This window comes from Veillonella atypica KON, assembly GCF_002959915.1.
Taxonomy (GTDB): domain Bacteria; phylum Bacillota; class Negativicutes; order Veillonellales; family Veillonellaceae; genus Veillonella; species Veillonella atypica.
Genome location: NZ_PPDE01000003.1, coordinates 227,963 through 243,798, shown reverse-complemented (window position 1 = coordinate 243,798; position 15,836 = coordinate 227,963). Strand labels below are relative to the sequence as shown.

The following is a 15,836-nucleotide window of genomic DNA, read 5'->3' as shown; positions in this document are numbered from 1 at the left end:
TCGATTGTACCATAAAATTGACAATAAAAAAACGGTGTTGCAACCGAAGTTACAACACCGTATGAGTTTGATTAAACTAACTCGATAATAGCGCAAGGTGCAGCGTCACCTTTGCGAAGACCAGTTTTGATTACACGAGTGTAACCACCTTGACGGTCTGCATATTTTGGAGCAATTGTATCAAACAATTTTTTTACTACGCTTTCATCCATGAGGTATGCAAGAACTTGGCGACGTGCATGAAGATCACCACGTTTAGCCAAAGTTACCATTTGATCAGCCAAAGAGCGAAGTTCTTTCGCTTTAGCTTCAGTAGTTTCGATACGCTCATATTGGAAGAAAGATGTTAACATGCTACGGAACAACGCTTTACGAGCGGAGCTATCGCGGCCTAATTTTCTGTACATTCGTCTTCCTCCTTATTCGCCTTTTTGCTTAAGGTTAAATCCACCTGGGTGGTTGCTGAGTTTTTCAGCGATTTCGTCGATAGATTTTTTACCTAAGTTGCGAACTTTTCCTAAGTCATCAATGGTTTTGTCTAGCAAATCTGCAATTGTGTTGATACCAGCACGTTTCAAGCAGTTGTACGCACGAACAGAGAGTTCCAATTCATCGATGGAAATCTTAGCTGGGCCATCATCTTCTTGAACATCTTGAGGAGTAGGATCAACTACATCACCTTCAAGATTTTGATCGTCTAATTCAACAACACTTGTAGAGTGCGCTAATTTAGTGAAGTTCCCTAAATAACCAATCATAATGGCAGCAGATTTTGCCACTGCATCAGCAGCGGTAATGGAACCATCAGTCCAAACTTCTAATGTAAGTTTGTCGAAGTCCATTTCATTACCTACGCGAACATCACTCACTTCGTATTTAGCACGAAGAATTGGGGAGAAGATGGAATCGATTGGAATGCAACCGATAACATCTGTATCCTTTTTATTCTTAGTAGAAGGAACATAGCCCTTACCACGTTCGATTACTACGTCCATTACTAAATGAGCTGTTTCATCCATTGTCGCAATCACGAGCTCTGGATTCAATACTTCTACTTCTGTTGGAAATTGTTCAGCCAAATCAGCAGCTGTTAATACACCATCCTTTTGGAAATCAAAGTGAACTTCCAATGGCCATTCTGCATCTTCTTCAAGCTTAATGCACAATTGCTTTAAGTTAAGGATGATATCCGTAACATCTTCGCGGATACCAGGAATAGTAGAGAATTCATGAAGAACCCCATCAATTTTGATAGAGGTGATAGCTGCCCCATCCAAGGATGAAAGCAAAATTCTGCGCAAGCTATTACCGAGAGTGATACCATAGCCACGATCTAATGGTTCGCATACGAATTTACCATAGCGACCGCCTTCGGCGATGTCCACTTTCTCGATTTTAAGTTTCTTTTCTTCGCTCATCAGGAACATCCTCCTATATAACACACGTTCTTAGTTTAATTATAGCACGGCCGTCAAAACGGCCGTCTATATATTATACACGACGGCGTTTTGGAGGGCGACAACCATTGTGAGGAATTGGAGTTACGTCTTTAATGGAAGTAACTTCAAGACCTGCAGCTTGTAAAGCACGAATTGCAGCTTCACGGCCGGATCCAGGACCTTTTACAAATACTTCAACAGTGCGAAGACCATGTTCCATTGCAGCTTTAGCAGCTTGTTCAGCAGCCATTTGAGCAGCGAATGGAGTGGATTTACGGGAACCACGGAAGCCCAAGCCACCAGCGGAAGCCCAAGACAACGCATTACCGTTTGTATCTGTCAAAGTTACGATAGTGTTATTGAATGTAGAACGAATATGAGCCGCACCGGATTCAATATGTTTCTTTTCTTTTCTTTTTGTTCTAACAACTTTTTTAGCCACGCTTTATCCCTCCTTTATCTTATTTCTTTTTACCAGCAATTGCTTTTCTAGGACCTTTGCGAGTACGTGCATTCGTTTTAGTACGTTGACCACGAAGTGGTAAACCCATACGATGACGTTTGCCTCGATAGGAGTTGATTTCAATCAAGCGTTTAATGTTAAGTGCTTCTTCACGACGAAGGTCACCTTCTACTTTATAATCAGCATCTAACACTTCACGAATTTTCGCTACTTCATCTTCAGAAAGATCGCGAACACGTGTGTCAGGATTGATACCAGTTTTAGCTAGAATTTCGTCTGCTAAAGTAGGACCAATACCATAAATATAAGTTAAACCAATTTCCACTCGTTTATCACGAGGTAAATCTACACCGGCGATACGTGCCATTTAAATCTCCACCTCCTATCAGATTATCCTTGTTTTTGTTTATGTTTTGGATTTTCGCAAATAACCATTACGCGGCCTTTGCGTTTAATGATTTTACATTTTTCGCATATCTTTTTAACTGATGGTTGAACCTTCATTAGTACCTCCTTTGTGGACCCTATGCTTATTTAAAGCGATAGGTGATGCGACCACGATTTAAGTCATATGGTGTCAGTTCCATAGTAACTTTATCACCAGGAAGAATACGGATAAAATTCATACGCATTTTACCTGACACGTGAGCTAATACCACATGACCATTTTCCAATTCTACTTGGAACATAGCATTAGGTAATGCTTCTACTACCGTACCTTCCACCTCAATAACGTCTTCTTTTGACATATTTTTTCCTCCGGTTACCTGTTTATTTAATTAACCGCGGTTCATCACGCATGGTTAATATTTCAGGGCCGTTTTCTGTAACAACCACTGTATGTTCGAAATGAGCAGCTGGTTTACCATCAATGGTAACTGCCGTCCAGTCATCACCCAACACACGAACTTTATAAGAACCTAATGTAATCATTGGTTCAATACACAATACCATACCTGGTTTCATCACAGGACCGTGGTCCGGATTACCATAATTTGGAATTTGTGGATCTTCATGCATTTCACGGCCTAAACCATGACCAACGAAGTCGCGAACGACACCGTAACCATGTTTCTCACAATACGTTTGAACAGCGTGACCGATAGCACCGATATGGTTGCCAACTTTCACTTGTTCGATTCCCTTGAACAGACTTTCCTCTGTTACTTTTAACAATTTCATCACATCTGGTTTGACATGACCAATTGGAATTGTCACAGCCGAATCGCCGTGATATCCATCAATAGATGCTACAAGATCAATACTGAGGACATCACCGTTTTTAAGCTTACGCTTAGCGCTCGGAATACCATGAACAACTTCTTCATTGATAGAAGCACAGATTGTAGCAGGGAACCCATAGTACCCTTTACAACTTGGTATACCACCGTGGCTGCGAATATATTCTTCGGCAATTGTATCTAACTCAAGCGTCGTGATGCCAGGTTTAGCCTTTTCTACTAACAAGGACAACGTGTCTGCTGTAAGCTTGCTTGCCTTGCGGATACATTCAATTTCATGGGCAGATTTCAAAATAATCATGGATTATTTCTCCAAAGCCTTAATGATGTCAGCAAATACTGCGTCTACATCTTGTAAACCATTAATTTCTTGATACAAACCGCTATTACGATAGTAATCAATTAATGGTTTAGTAGATTCTTCGTACACAGCTAGACGTTTCTGTACTGTTTCAGGGTTATCATCAGCACGATTTTCAAGAACTGCTCGTTCACTAATGCGTTTAACAAGTTCTTCAGAAGGAACATTTAAGTTAAGCACAGCGTCCAAAGAAATTCCTAATTCTTTTAAGATTGCATCCAAGGATACAGCTTGCGCTGTAGTTCTTGGGAATCCATCAAGAATAAATCCAGATTTGCAGTCATCTTTAACCAAGCGATCACGTACGATACCAACAGTTACACTGTCTGGTACCAATTGACCAGCATCGATATATTTCTTAGCCTCAACTCCAAGAGGTGTTTCGTTCTTAATCGCAGCGCGGAACATATCACCTGTTGAAATTTGGGGAATACCGTATTTTTCAATAAGTCGAGCTGCCTGTGTGCCTTTACCAGCACCAGGAGGTCCCATTAATAAAATATACATTCTGTTTCCCTCCTATTTTACAAAGCCCTTATAGTGGCGTGTTACCATAAGTGACTCAATTTGTTGCATTGTATCAAGTGCTACACCTACAACGATCAAGAGAGCTGTACCACCAAAGTATACGCCTTGCACGCCTGTAATCGTACCGAGGAAATTCGGTATGATAGCGACGATAGCTAAGAATACAGCACCAGCCAATGTAATCTTGGTCATCACGTTATCCACATAATCAGCAGTAGGTTTACCCGCACGAATACCAGGGATAAAACCACCGTATTTTTTCATATTATCTGCCATATCTGTAATGTTGATAGAGATTGCAGTATAGAAGTATGTAAAGATAAAAATCAATATTGCATACAATGCCGTTTGTAACGGCGTTCCCCATGTGAATAAATCCGCAATTTTATGAACGAAATCGTTTTCAATAAATTGCGCAATCGTTACAGGGAACATCAACACAGATGACGCAAAGATAATTGGAATTACACCTGCCTGATTGACTTTCAACGGCAAGAATGTAGAGTGACCACCGTACATTTTACGACCAACTACGCGTTTAGCATATTGAATCGGAATACGACGTTGGCCTTGCGTAACTGCTACTACAACAGCAATCATTGCAATTGCAATTACAGCAAATAAGAATGCTTGGAACATGTTAATAGTTCCAGTTTGTATATATTGGTAAATGGTTTGAAGACCATCTGGTAAACGAGCTACGATACCAGCAAAGATAATCAAGGAAATACCATTACCAATGCCATATGCTGTGATTTGTTCGCCAATCCACATCAACAAGCATGTGCCTGCTGTTAGGATGATGGCTACAACAAATACACTAAGGATATCATTATTTACGAGAGCGGAATTTGCACGTAGTGCAAACGCCATGCCAAAGGCTTGGACAAAACCTAAAACAACCGTACCATAACGAGTTACCTTCGCAATTTTTTTACGGCCCTCTTCACCATCTTTACTCCACGCTTCAAACTGTGGAACTACAGCTTGAAGTAGTTGCATGATGATGGAAGCATTAATGTAAGGTGTAATACTCATTGCAAAGATAGAGAACTTACTTAGCGCACCACCAGCAAACAAGTCTAATAGACCGAATAGGTTACCGGATGTAAACAAAGATTCAATTACAGATGCATCTACACCAGGTACAGGGATGTGAATGCCGGCTCTAAACACGGCAAACATCATCAATGTGTACAAAATCTTATTACGCAACTCGGTAATCTTAAAGATGTTTGAGAGGCTATCTAGCAAACTAGATCACCTCTACTTTTCCGCCTGCTGCTGTGATTTTTTCTTCAGCAGATTTAGTGAAGCCGTTAGCAATAACAGTTAGGTTTTTAGTTTCCAAAGAACCATTACCTAAGATGCGGATGCCATCGCGTACGTTTTTCAAAATACCAGCTTCAATAAGAGCTACTGGATCAACTGTTGCACCGTCTTCAAAACGGTTCAATTGTTCTACGTTAACTTCAGCATATTGTTTAGCAAAAACGTTGTTGAAACCACGTTTTGGTAAACGACGATAAAGAGGCATTTGGCCGCCTTCAAAACCGGAGCGAACGCCACCGCCAGAACGGGAGTTTTGACCTTTTTGACCACGACCAGATGTTTTACCCAAGCCAGAACCTAAACCACGGCCTACACGAGTACGAGTTTTTTTGGAACCAGCTGCTGGTTGTAATTCATGAAGTTTCATTCAGTGCACCTCCTTATCAGTATTAAACTTCTTCAACTTTTACTAAATGTCTAACTTTGTGAAGCATACCTTGAATTTGAGGTGTTACTTCTTTTACGACTTGAGAATTAGTTTTTTTCAAGCCCAAAGCTTTAACTGTCGCGCGTTGATCTTCAGGACGACCGATTAAGCTTCTTGTTAATGTTACTTTAACTTGTGCCATTTCTTGTCTCCTTATTACGCGTTATAGATTTCTTCAACGGATTTACCGCGAAGTTCAGCAACTTCGCTAGCACGTTTCAAATCTTTCAAACCTTCAATTGTAGCACGAACCATATTGTTAGGGTTAGAAGAGCCCAAAGATTTAGTTAAGATGTTACGAACACCAACCAATTCCAATACGGCACGAACAGGGCCACCAGCGATAACGCCAGTACCTTCAGCAGCTGGTTTCAAGAATACGCGGCCTGCGCCGAATACACCTGTTACGCTGTGAGGGATTGTACCATTTTTAACTGCTACGTTTACGATATTTTTCTTAGCATCATCGATACCTTTGCGGATAGCTTCAGGTACTTCCGCAGCTTTACCTAAGCCAACGCCTACATAACCGTTGCCATCACCAACAACTACAAGTGCGCTGAAGGAAAAACGACGACCGCCTTTAACTACTTTGGCTACGCGGTTGATGAATACTACTCTTTCTTTAAGATCAAGACTGGTGTAGTCAATTCTCGCCATGTCTATAGTTCCTCCTTCTTAGAATTTTAAGCCTGCTTCACGAGCACCTTCTGCAAGTGCTGCTACGCGACCATGATAAATGTAACCACCACGGTCAAACACTACAGTGTCAATACCTTTAGCGATAGCTTTTTTAGCAACTGCTTCACCAACAGCTTTAGCAGCAGCAATGTTACCACCATAGGATAAGTTTAAATCTTTATCTAAAGAGCTAGCAGCTACTAATGTTGTACCTGCTACGTCATCGATAACTTGAGCGTAAATGTTGCTCAAGCTGCGATATACGTTCAAACGTGGACAAGTTGCCGTACCAGAAATATGGCGGCGAATACGAAGATGACGTTTTGCTCGAGCGATGTTTCTACTAGATTTACGAGGCAAGATATTCACTCCTTTCATTCATATAGATGATATTACTATTTACCTTTTGCACCAGCTTTACCAGCTTTACGACGAACAACTTCGCCTTCATAGCGGATACCTTTACCTTTGTAAGGTTCAGGTTTTCTCCATTTACGGATATCAGCTGCTACTGCACCTACAACTTCTTTGTCTGCACCAGACACAACGATTTTGTTAGGAGCTGGAACTTCAATTGTAATACCAGCTGGAGCTTCCATCTCTACCGGATGAGAGAAGCCAAGTGTAAGAGCCAATTTATTGCCTTGTTTAGCCGCTCTGTAACCAACACCGTTGATTTCAAGAGTTTTTGTAAATCCTTCTGCTACGCCTGTTACCATATTAGCAACAAGAGCGCGAGTCAAACCGTGAAGGGCACGATGAGCTTTATCTTCGGAAGGACGAGCTACTGTGATTGTGTTACCTTCTACAGTGATGATCATATCTGGATGCAAATCGCGAGATAATTCACCTTTAGGACCTTTTACGTTCATATGATGGTTATCATATGTAACAGTAACGCCTGCAGGAATCTCGATAGGCATTCTACCGATACGTGACATTATTTCTACCTCCTATTGCTACTATTACCAAACGTATGCGATTACTTCGCCACCAAGACCTTCTTTACGAGCTTGTTTGTCGCTCATAACGCCTTTGGATGTAGAAATAACTGCGATACCCAAACCACCAAGTACACGAGGAAGTTCTTCCTTTTTCGCGTAAACACGTAAACCTGGTTTGGAAATACGTTTAATTCCTGTAATAACTTTTTCGTTATTGGAACCATATTTCAAAGTTACTTTTAAAGTGTTTTCTTCTTTTTCAACGTTCTTTACGAAACCTTCTTGTAAAAGGATTTCAAGAACTGCTGCTTTCATTCTAGATGCAGGAATGTTTACCGTTTCGTGAAGTGCAGCATTTGCATTACGGATGCGCGTAAGCATATCCGCGATAGGATCGGTCATTACCATAATCTAAAAACCTCCTCTCGTCTAATATTACCAGCTGGCTTTTTTAACACCAGGAATTTGTCCTTTGTACGCCAATTCACGGAACGCAATACGGCTGATACCGAATTTACGCATATAGCCGTGAGGACGACCAGTTAAGTTGCAACGATTGTGCAAACGTGTTGGGGATGCATTAGCTGGTAATTTGGACAAGCCTTCATAATCACCTGCTGCTTTAAGCGCCGCACGTTTAGCTGCATATTTTTCAACGATTTTAGCGCGTTTCTTTTCGCGTTCAATCATAGATTTTTTAGCCATCTATATGTTCCTCCTATTATTTTTCAAAAGGCATACCGAATTGAGTCAACAATTCACGAGCTTCTTCATCTGTTTTAGCACTTGTTACTACGATGATATCCATACCAGTAACGCGTTCTACCTGATCATATTCGATTTCAGGGAAGATGAGCTGTTCTTTAAGACCCAAAGCGTAGTTACCACGGCCATCAAATGCAGTTGCGCTGATACCGCGGAAGTCACGTACACGAGGTAATGCCGCATTGATCAATTTATCAAGGAATTCATACATGCGTTCGCCACGAAGAGTAACTTTTGTACCCAACGCCATGCCTTCACGAACTTTAAAGTTCGCAATAGATTTTTTAGCTTTTGTGATTACAGGTTTTTGACCAGCAATAATTGTTAAGTCATTAACTGCAGCTTCTAAAGCTTTTGCATTGCCTACAGCATCGCCAACGCCGATGTTGATAACGATTTTTTCCAATTTAGGAATTTCCATTACGTTGCCGTATTGGAATTTTTCTTGCATACTCTTTTTAATTTCAGAGTTGTATTGTTCAAATAAACGAGACATTTATGTAGCTCCTCCTTTCCTGATTATTTAAGTACTGTACCGGATTTAACAGTTGCACGAACGAATTTACCGTCTTTACCTTCAACTTTTTTGATACGAGTAGCTGTTTTAGTTTCTGGGTCAACAACCATTACGTTAGAAACATGGATACCAGCTTCTTTAGTAACGATGCCGCCTTGTGGGTTAGCTTGAGAAGGTTTTGTGTGACGTTTTACAGTGTTTACGCCTTCAACAAATACGCGTTCTTTTTTAGGTTCAGTAGCAATTACTGTACCTTGCTTACCTTTATCTTTACCGGAGATAACAACAACTGTATCGCCTTTTTTGATTTGTAATTTAGCCATATGCTGCGTTCCTCCTTCTTATAATACTTCTGGAGCTAAGGAAACGATTTTCATGAAGTCTTTTTCACGAAGTTCTCTAGCTACAGGTCCGAAGATACGAGTACCACGAGGGGTTTTATCTTCTTTAATAACTACTGCTGCGTTTTCATCAAAACGGATATAGGAACCGTCTTGACGGCGGATACCTTTTTTAGAACGAACAATAACAGCTTTGACTACGTCGCCTTTCTTGACAACGCCACCGGGTGATGCATCTTTTACAGAAGCAACGATTACGTCACCGATATTGCCGAATTTGCGATAAGAACCGCCCATGACTTGGATGCACATAATACGTTTTGCACCAGTGTTGTCGGCAACATTCAAAATTGTTTGTTGCTGGATCATCGTCTATTCCTCCTTACATCACTCTTATTTTTGTCTTTCAAGAATTTCAACAACTCTCCAACATTTATCTTTAGAAAGTGGACGAGTTTCTACAATTTTAACTGTATCACCAATGCGGCACTCATTATTTTCATCATGAGCTTTGAAGCGTTTATTGCTAACCATTGGCTTATTATATAATGCGTGAGGTACTTTACGTTCTACAGCAACAACAACAGTTTTTTCCATTTTGTTGCTAACAACTTTACCTACGCGGACTTTACGTACGTTTCTTTCTTCTGCCACGATTTTAAGCCTCCTTTTCAAACTTTAACAAATCTGTCATTATGCGTTTTCAGATTTAAGTTCAACTTCACGTTGTACAGTTTTAATACGAGCGATTGTCTTCTTAACTTCACGAATGCGCATAGGATTCTCTAATTGACCTGTTGCAAGCTGAAAACGGAGGTTAAATAACTCTTCCTTAAGACCGGAAACTTTTTGTTCCATTTCGGCAGCGCTCATATTGCGAATGTCATTAACCTTCATTTACGTCACCACCCAATTCTTTACCCTTAACAACAAATTTGCATTTGATTGGAAGTTTATGGCTTGCAAGACGCATAGCTTCACGAGCTACAGCTTCTGGCACACCGTCCATTTCAAACATTACACGACCTGGTTTAACTACTGCTACCCAGTATTCAGGAGAACCTTTACCGGAACCCATACGAGTACCAGCTGGTTTAGCTGTGATTGGTTTGTCAGGGAAAATTTTAATCCATACTTGACCGCCACGTTTGATATAACGAGTCATAGCAATACGAGCAGCTTCGATTTGACGGTTTGTGATCCAAGATGGTTCGCATGCTACCAAGCCGAACTCACCATGAGACACTGTATTACCGCGCATAGCACGACCTTTCATACGGCCGCGGAATTGCTTACGATGTTTTACACGCTTTGGAATAAGCATTACTTGCCACCTTCTTCCTTCTTAGCAGGTTGTTTTGCTTCTGGCAAAACTTCACCTTTGTAAATCCATACTTTAATGCCGATACAACCATAAGTTGTATGAGCTTCAGCAGTACCGTAGTCGATATTTGCACGAAGTGTGTGCAATGGGATGGAACCTTCACGGTAGGATTCGCTACGAGCGATTTCAGCGCCACCAAGACGACCGCTAACCATGATTTTGATACCTTTTGCACCTAAGCGCATTGTACGACCAACAGCTTGTTTCATAGCACGACGGAAACCGATACGACGTTCCAATTGGCCAGCAATATTTTCTGCAACAAGAACTGCATCCATGTCTGCTTGTTTAATTTCTGCAATGTTTACGTCAACTTGTTTATCAGTGAAACGAGTCATTGCTTTTTTGATATCTTCGATACCAGCACCACCACGACCGATAACCATACCTGGTTTTGCAGTGTGGATAGTCAATTTAATACGTTTATTTGTACGCTCGATTTCAATGCGGGAAATACCAGCAATGAAAAGGGTTTCTTTCAAGAAGTTACGAATTTTTACGTCTTCATGAAGATTAGCAGCGAAATCTTTTTCTGCATACCACTTTGCGTCCCAATCTTTTACGATACCGACACGCAAACCGTGTGGATTAACTTTTTGACCCACTCTGTTTCCCTCCTTCTTAAGCTCTTTCTTTAACTACTACTGTTACGTGGCTAGTGCGTTTCAAAATTTTGAAAGCTTGTCCACGGGAACGAGGATGAATACGTTTCAATGTAGGACCTTGATCAACGAAGATCTCGGATACATACAAGTTATCCACATTCATATCAAAATTGTGTTCTGCATTTGCGATTGCGGAACGCATAACTTTTTCGACTACATCAGCGCCAACTTTCGGAGTGAACTTCAAGATGGCAAATGCCTCGCCGATGTTTTTACCGCGCACTAAATCAGCAACGATACGGATTTTACGAGGCGCGATTCGGATATGTCTAGCGATTGCTTTTGCTTCCATTAATTATTCCTCCTATTTTTTGCCTGTAGATTTTTCGTCCTTACCGTGACCTTTGAAAGTACGTGTAGGAGCGAATTCACCTAATTTATGACCTACCATATCTTCTGTAATAAATACAGGTACATGTTTGCGACCATCATGCACAGCAATTGTGTGGCCTACAAAACTAGGGATAATAGTAGAGGCACGGGACCAGGTTTTTACAACTTTCTTTTCGTTAGTTTCGTTTAAAGCATCAACTTTCTTAAGCAAATGATCTGCTACGAAAGGGCCTTTTTTAATAGATCTGGACACTATTTTATCTCCTTTCCTTTATCCTATTTTGTACGACGTTTAATGATTAAGCTGTTAGAAGCTTTTTTCTTGTCGCGAGTTTTAACACCATGTGCTGGTTTGCCCCAAGGTGTAACAGGATGTTTACGACCAACAGGAGATTTACCTTCACCACCACCATGTGGATGGTCACAAGGGTTCATTACAACACCACGGTTACCAGGACGAACGCCCATCCAACGATGACGACCAGCTTTACCAATTACTAGGTTGCTGTGTTCAGCGTTGCCTACAACACCTACAGTTGCACGGCATTCTTGACGTACGCGGCGCATTTCGCCAGATGGTAAACGAAGAATAGCATAGCCATTATCTTTACCCATCAATTGAGCGGATGTACCAGCGGAACGAACGATTTGACCGCCTTTACCGATTTTTAATTCGATGTTGTGGATTTGAGTACCGTCTGGGATATTAGCCAATGGTAAGCAGTTACCAGGTTTAATATCAGATTCAGGACCGGAGAATACAACGTCACCAACTTTTAAGCCGTTAGGAGCTAAAATATAACGTTTTTCACCATCAGCGTAGTTAAGCAAAGCGATACGAGAAGAACGGTTAGGATCATACTCGATTGTTGCTACTTTAGCTGGGATATTATCTTTAGTACGTTTGAAGTCAATGATACGGTATTGACGTTTATGACCGCCACCTTGGTGACGAACTGTCATTTTACCAGTATTATTACGACCACCTTTTTGGGAAATCTTAGCTAACAAAGATTTTTCTGGTTTGCTTGCTGTGATTTCGTCGAAGGCGGATACTGTCATAAACCGGCGACCAGCGGAGTACGGTTTAAATGATTTAATTGCCATTAGTGGGCCTCCTTACAACTAGACTCTTAGACACCTTCAAATAATGTAATGGATTCGCCAGCTTTTAAAGTTACGATAGCTTTTTTGTAATCGCTACGTTTACCTTGTGTACGACCCATGCGTTTAGTTTTGCCTAATACGCGAATAGTAGCTACTTTTTCTACTTTTACATTGAAGATTTTTTCAACAGCTTGACGGATTTGCACTTTATTTGCAGTCAAAGGCACGCGGAACGTGTATTTGTTTTCTTCCATAAGCTTTGTGGATTTTTCGGTAATAACCGGACGGATTAGTACATCATGTAATTGCATTATCCAAGTACCTCCTCAATTTTTGCGACAGCGCCTTTAGTAATGAAGAGCTTATCGTAATGAAGAAGATCGAAAATGTTCATACCTTCGCAAGCCAATGCTTTAACACCTTGGATGTTGCGAGCGGAACGTTCAACATTTACATCACCTTCAGTGATGAACAATACTTTTGCATCGCCAACATTGAAGCTATTGATAATATTCAATACTTCTTTTGTTTTAGGAGCTGCTAATGTGATTTCTTCCAAAACGTATAATTCGCTATTATTTACCTTATCGCTAAGAGCAGATTTAACTGCTAAACGTCTAGCCTTACGAGGCATAGCTTTGTAATAGCTGCGAGGTTGTGGACCAAATGTAGTACCGCCACCAATCCAGATTGGGGAACGGCTGGAACCGGAACGTGCACGACCAGTACCTTTTTGTTTCCAAGGTTTACGGCCACCGCCACGAACCATACCTCTAGTTTTTGTTGCATGTGTGCCGAGACGTTCGTTAGACAATTGACGAACTACGGCTTGATGCATAACGGCTTCGTTTACTTCAACGCCGAATACTGCATCGTTTAACTGTATTTCACCGACTTTAACGCCGGATTGATTATATGTTGCTACTGTAGGCATTACATAATCCTCCTTTCGACAAATGATTATTTAACAGGTTTAACCGTGTTGCGAACCATAACCAAGCTACCTTTAGCGCCTGGGATACCACCTTTAACCAATAAAAGGTTACGTTCAGCATCAACTTTCACAACGGATAAGCGTTGTACGGTAACTCTGTAACCACCCATTTGTCCAGGGAGTTTTTTACCTTTGTATACCTTACCGCCGCCACCGGAGATCATAGGACCGATGGAACCAGGTTCACGGTGAGATTTGGAGCCATGAGTTTCAGGACCACGAGAGAAATTATGGCGTTTAATTGTGCCAGCAAAACCCTTACCTTTACCTGTACCTACTACGTCCACCAATTCACCTTCTGCGAAGATATCAGCTGCCAGAGTTTGGCCTACTGTGTAGTCAGCTGCACTGTCAACGCGAACTTCGCGAAGATATTTAACTGGAGCTACGCCAGCTTTGTCGAACTGACCTTTTACAGGTTTTGTTAAATGTTTTTCTTTAATGGAACCGTAACCAATTTGTACTGCTTCATAACCGTCTGTTTCAACAGTCTTAACGCGCACTACAACGCTTGGGGTAGTTTCCACTACTGTTACAGGAACTAATTGGCCTTCAGCTGTGAAGACTTGTGTCATTCCTAATTTTTTACCCAAAATAGCTTTAGACATTATCGCACCTCCTTATAGTTTTATTTCAATAGATACACCAGCTGGTAAATCTAAACGAGTGATAGCATCTACTGTTTTCGAATTTGGTTCAAGAATATCGATCAAGCGTTTATGTGTACGCATTTCGAATTGTTCACGGGAATCTTTGTTAACGTGTACGGAACGAAGAATCGTGAAGATATTCTTTTCTGTTGGCAATGGAATCGGACCAGATACCATAGCGCCATTTCTTTTTGCAGTGTCTACGATCTTAGCAGCGCTTTGATCGAGAGCTTTGTGGTCGTATGCCTTAAGGCGAATACGGATTTTTTGCTGTTTAGCCATTATTAATAATTCCTCCTGTCGTCCATTTCGTGAATGAACTGCTCCATAGAAATTCTCCTCCGCAGAGGCAACCTTCTACTTCATAGTTTGAAAACACAACACGAGAGCGGCAGAACATGCCGCTCTTACATGTCGTGGATATTGTGCCCAACGCATCACTACGATGAGCATAAAAGGTTAAATTAACCTTCGATTTCAGTTACAACGCCAGCGCCTACTGTATGGCCACCTTCGCGGATCGCGAAGCGAAGACCTTCTTCGATAGCGATTGGAGTAATCAATTCGATATTCATTGTTACGTTATCGCCAGGCATACACATTTCTACACCTTCAGGAAGGTTTACAACACCTGTTACGTCTGTTGTACGGAAGTAGAATTGTGGACGGTAGTTGGAGAAGAATGGAGTATGACGGCCACCTTCTTCTTTAGTCAAAACGTATACTTCTGCTTTGAATTTTGTGTGTGGGTTGATGGAACCTGGTTTAGCCAATACTTGACCACGTTCGATGTCTTTACGGTCAACACCACGAAGCAATGCACCAACGTTGTCACCTGCTACTGCAGAATCCAAAGTTTTGCGGAACATTTCAAGACCAGTTACTACGTATTGTTCAGCTTTTTCTTTCAAGCCTACAACTTCTACTGTGTCGCCTACGTTTACTTGACCACGTTCAACACGGCCAGTTGCTACTGTACCACGACCAGTGATTGTGAATACGTCTTCCACAGGCATCAAGAAAGGTTTGTCAGTATCACGAACTGGTGTTGGGATGTAGGAGTCTACAGCTGCCATCAATTCGTCGATTTTAGCTACATATTGAGCGTCGCCTTCCAAAGCTTTCAAAGCGGAACCTACAATGATAGGTACTTCGTCGCCAGGGAATTCGTAGGAGGAAAGAAGTTCACGAACTTCCATTTCTACTAATTCGATCAATTCTTCGTCGTCAACCATGTCAGCTTTGTTCAAGAATACTACGATTGCAGGAACACCAACTTGGCGAGCCAACAAGATGTGTTCGCGAGTTTGAGGCATAGGGCCGTCAGCTGCGGAACATACCAAGATAGCGCCGTCCATTTGAGCCGCACCAGTGATCATGTTTTTAACATAGTCAGCATGGCCTGGGCAGTCAACGTGTGCATAGTGACGGTTTTCAGTTTCGTATTCAACGTGTGCAGTGTTGATTGTGATACCACGTTCACGTTCTTCTGGAGCTTTATCGATCATGCTGTAATCTTGGAAATCAGCTTGGCCTTTTTCAGCCAATACTTTAGTGATTGCAGCAGTCAAAGTAGTTTTACCATGGTCAACGTGACCGATTGTACCGATGTTAACATGCGGTTTCGTACGTTCAAATTTTTCTTTAGCCATTTTAAATTATCC

Annotated in this window: 31 protein-coding genes; all 31 read right to left on the bottom strand. The window is 41.4% G+C overall.

All coding sequences use genetic code 11. From position 1 onward, the window contains the following. Positions 1-71: 71 nt before the first annotated feature. The 31 genes from rplQ to tuf all read right to left on the bottom strand — a co-directional run bounded on the left by rplQ (position 72) and on the right by tuf (position 15,824). Complete coding sequence (gene rplQ / locus VAHSUH02_RS02145; protein ID WP_005377090.1) at positions 72-407, bottom strand: 50S ribosomal protein L17; 336 nt, start codon at positions 405-407, stop codon at positions 72-74. A gap of 12 nt (positions 408-419) precedes the next feature. Further along, entirely contained in the window at positions 420-1,418 is a 999-nt protein-coding gene (locus VAHSUH02_RS02140) for a DNA-directed RNA polymerase subunit alpha (RefSeq protein ID WP_038148691.1), read from the bottom strand. Positions 1,419-1,491: 73 nt separating this feature from the next. Next, positions 1,492-1,881, bottom strand: coding sequence for a 30S ribosomal protein S11 (gene rpsK, locus VAHSUH02_RS02135; RefSeq protein ID WP_004695151.1), 390 nt, complete (start codon positions 1,879-1,881; stop codon positions 1,492-1,494). Between the two features lie 19 nt (positions 1,882-1,900). Beyond that, positions 1,901-2,269 (bottom strand): 30S ribosomal protein S13, encoded by a 369-nt coding sequence (gene rpsM, locus VAHSUH02_RS02130; protein WP_005377185.1) that lies wholly within the window; start codon positions 2,267-2,269, stop codon positions 1,901-1,903. A gap of 23 nt (positions 2,270-2,292) precedes the next feature. Continuing rightward, positions 2,293-2,406 carry a 50S ribosomal protein L36 gene (gene rpmJ, locus VAHSUH02_RS02125; protein ID WP_004695148.1) on the bottom strand — a complete coding sequence of 38 codons (114 nt, stop codon included), beginning with the start codon at positions 2,404-2,406 and terminating at the stop codon, positions 2,293-2,295. A 26-nt stretch (positions 2,407-2,432) separates the two neighbouring features. Next, positions 2,433-2,651, bottom strand: coding sequence for a translation initiation factor IF-1 (gene infA, locus VAHSUH02_RS02120; protein ID WP_005377071.1), 219 nt, complete (start codon positions 2,649-2,651; stop codon positions 2,433-2,435). A 22-nt stretch (positions 2,652-2,673) separates the two neighbouring features. Further along, positions 2,674-3,444 carry a type I methionyl aminopeptidase gene (gene map, locus VAHSUH02_RS02115; protein ID WP_005377194.1) on the bottom strand — a complete coding sequence of 257 codons (771 nt, stop codon included), beginning with the start codon at positions 3,442-3,444 and terminating at the stop codon, positions 2,674-2,676. A 3-nt stretch (positions 3,445-3,447) separates the two neighbouring features. Next, a complete protein-coding gene (locus VAHSUH02_RS02110) occupies positions 3,448-4,011 on the bottom strand; it encodes an adenylate kinase (protein WP_004695145.1) in 564 nt (187 codons plus the stop codon). Positions 4,012-4,023: 12 nt separating this feature from the next. Continuing rightward, positions 4,024-5,286, bottom strand: a complete 1,263-nt coding sequence (gene secY, locus VAHSUH02_RS02105; protein WP_005377189.1) for a preprotein translocase subunit SecY — start codon at positions 5,284-5,286, stop codon at positions 4,024-4,026. Position 5,287: 1 nt separating this feature from the next. Further along, the gene (gene rplO, locus VAHSUH02_RS02100) at positions 5,288-5,731 is read right to left on the bottom strand and encodes a 50S ribosomal protein L15 (protein WP_005381674.1); all 444 of its coding nucleotides are present in this window, start codon (positions 5,729-5,731) and stop codon (positions 5,288-5,290) included. A 22-nt stretch (positions 5,732-5,753) separates the two neighbouring features. After that, positions 5,754-5,933: a 50S ribosomal protein L30 gene (rpmD, locus tag VAHSUH02_RS02095; protein WP_005377126.1), complete on the bottom strand. Its 180-nt coding sequence runs from the start codon at positions 5,931-5,933 to the stop codon at positions 5,754-5,756. A 14-nt stretch (positions 5,934-5,947) separates the two neighbouring features. Beyond that, positions 5,948-6,451 (bottom strand): 30S ribosomal protein S5, encoded by a 504-nt coding sequence (gene rpsE / locus VAHSUH02_RS02090; RefSeq protein ID WP_005377091.1) that lies wholly within the window; start codon positions 6,449-6,451, stop codon positions 5,948-5,950. Between the two features lie 18 nt (positions 6,452-6,469). Continuing rightward, the gene (rplR, locus tag VAHSUH02_RS02085; protein WP_005382771.1) at positions 6,470-6,850 is read right to left on the bottom strand and encodes a 50S ribosomal protein L18; all 381 of its coding nucleotides are present in this window, start codon (positions 6,848-6,850) and stop codon (positions 6,470-6,472) included. 17 nt (positions 6,851-6,867) lie between these two features. Next, positions 6,868-7,413, bottom strand: a complete 546-nt coding sequence (gene rplF, locus VAHSUH02_RS02080; protein WP_005377036.1) for a 50S ribosomal protein L6 — start codon at positions 7,411-7,413, stop codon at positions 6,868-6,870. Between the two features lie 24 nt (positions 7,414-7,437). Next, positions 7,438-7,824, bottom strand: a complete 387-nt coding sequence (rpsH, locus tag VAHSUH02_RS02075) for a 30S ribosomal protein S8 (RefSeq protein WP_005377044.1) — start codon at positions 7,822-7,824, stop codon at positions 7,438-7,440. A 27-nt stretch (positions 7,825-7,851) separates the two neighbouring features. Then, positions 7,852-8,121, bottom strand: a complete 270-nt coding sequence (gene rpsN / locus VAHSUH02_RS02070) for a 30S ribosomal protein S14 (protein WP_005377140.1) — start codon at positions 8,119-8,121, stop codon at positions 7,852-7,854. Between the two features lie 16 nt (positions 8,122-8,137). After that, positions 8,138-8,677 carry a 50S ribosomal protein L5 gene (rplE, locus tag VAHSUH02_RS02065; protein WP_005377127.1) on the bottom strand — a complete coding sequence of 180 codons (540 nt, stop codon included), beginning with the start codon at positions 8,675-8,677 and terminating at the stop codon, positions 8,138-8,140. Positions 8,678-8,700: 23 nt separating this feature from the next. Beyond that, positions 8,701-9,021 (bottom strand): 50S ribosomal protein L24, encoded by a 321-nt coding sequence (gene rplX / locus VAHSUH02_RS02060; RefSeq protein ID WP_004695118.1) that lies wholly within the window; start codon positions 9,019-9,021, stop codon positions 8,701-8,703. 18 nt (positions 9,022-9,039) lie between these two features. Continuing rightward, positions 9,040-9,408 carry a 50S ribosomal protein L14 gene (gene rplN / locus VAHSUH02_RS02055; protein ID WP_005376994.1) on the bottom strand — a complete coding sequence of 123 codons (369 nt, stop codon included), beginning with the start codon at positions 9,406-9,408 and terminating at the stop codon, positions 9,040-9,042. Positions 9,409-9,432: 24 nt separating this feature from the next. Further along, positions 9,433-9,693, bottom strand: a complete 261-nt coding sequence (gene rpsQ / locus VAHSUH02_RS02050) for a 30S ribosomal protein S17 (RefSeq protein WP_005377034.1) — start codon at positions 9,691-9,693, stop codon at positions 9,433-9,435. Positions 9,694-9,732: 39 nt separating this feature from the next. Continuing rightward, positions 9,733-9,936: a 50S ribosomal protein L29 gene (rpmC, locus tag VAHSUH02_RS02045; RefSeq protein WP_004695115.1), complete on the bottom strand. Its 204-nt coding sequence runs from the start codon at positions 9,934-9,936 to the stop codon at positions 9,733-9,735. After that, positions 9,926-10,363: a 50S ribosomal protein L16 gene (gene rplP, locus VAHSUH02_RS02040; protein WP_005377168.1), complete on the bottom strand. Its 438-nt coding sequence runs from the start codon at positions 10,361-10,363 to the stop codon at positions 9,926-9,928. Before rplP ends, rpmC begins: the two co-directional genes overlap by 11 nt. Next, positions 10,363-11,028 (bottom strand): 30S ribosomal protein S3, encoded by a 666-nt coding sequence (gene rpsC / locus VAHSUH02_RS02035; RefSeq protein ID WP_005377155.1) that lies wholly within the window; start codon positions 11,026-11,028, stop codon positions 10,363-10,365. The genes rplP and rpsC overlap by 1 nt, the downstream gene beginning before the upstream one ends. Before the next feature lie 16 nt (positions 11,029-11,044). Beyond that, positions 11,045-11,380: a 50S ribosomal protein L22 gene (gene rplV, locus VAHSUH02_RS02030; protein ID WP_004695112.1), complete on the bottom strand. Its 336-nt coding sequence runs from the start codon at positions 11,378-11,380 to the stop codon at positions 11,045-11,047. 12 nt (positions 11,381-11,392) lie between these two features. Then, a complete protein-coding gene (rpsS, locus tag VAHSUH02_RS02025; RefSeq protein WP_005377144.1) occupies positions 11,393-11,674 on the bottom strand; it encodes a 30S ribosomal protein S19 in 282 nt (93 codons plus the stop codon). Between the two features lie 23 nt (positions 11,675-11,697). Then, a complete protein-coding gene (rplB, locus tag VAHSUH02_RS02020; protein ID WP_005377128.1) occupies positions 11,698-12,528 on the bottom strand; it encodes a 50S ribosomal protein L2 in 831 nt (276 codons plus the stop codon). A 26-nt stretch (positions 12,529-12,554) separates the two neighbouring features. Next, positions 12,555-12,839, bottom strand: coding sequence for a 50S ribosomal protein L23 (gene rplW, locus VAHSUH02_RS02015; RefSeq protein WP_005376990.1), 285 nt, complete (start codon positions 12,837-12,839; stop codon positions 12,555-12,557). Further along, positions 12,839-13,462 carry a 50S ribosomal protein L4 gene (gene rplD, locus VAHSUH02_RS02010; RefSeq protein ID WP_005377066.1) on the bottom strand — a complete coding sequence of 208 codons (624 nt, stop codon included), beginning with the start codon at positions 13,460-13,462 and terminating at the stop codon, positions 12,839-12,841. Before rplD ends, rplW begins: the two co-directional genes overlap by 1 nt. A gap of 26 nt (positions 13,463-13,488) precedes the next feature. Continuing rightward, positions 13,489-14,130: a 50S ribosomal protein L3 gene (gene rplC / locus VAHSUH02_RS02005; protein ID WP_005377130.1), complete on the bottom strand. Its 642-nt coding sequence runs from the start codon at positions 14,128-14,130 to the stop codon at positions 13,489-13,491. 12 nt (positions 14,131-14,142) lie between these two features. Next, the gene (gene rpsJ, locus VAHSUH02_RS02000) at positions 14,143-14,454 is read right to left on the bottom strand and encodes a 30S ribosomal protein S10 (protein WP_004695100.1); all 312 of its coding nucleotides are present in this window, start codon (positions 14,452-14,454) and stop codon (positions 14,143-14,145) included. Between the two features lie 182 nt (positions 14,455-14,636). Beyond that, on the bottom strand, positions 14,637-15,824 hold the full coding sequence (tuf, locus tag VAHSUH02_RS01995; RefSeq protein ID WP_005377009.1) for an elongation factor Tu: 1,188 nt from the start codon (positions 15,822-15,824) through the stop codon (positions 14,637-14,639). Between the last annotated feature and the right edge of the window lie 12 nt (positions 15,825-15,836).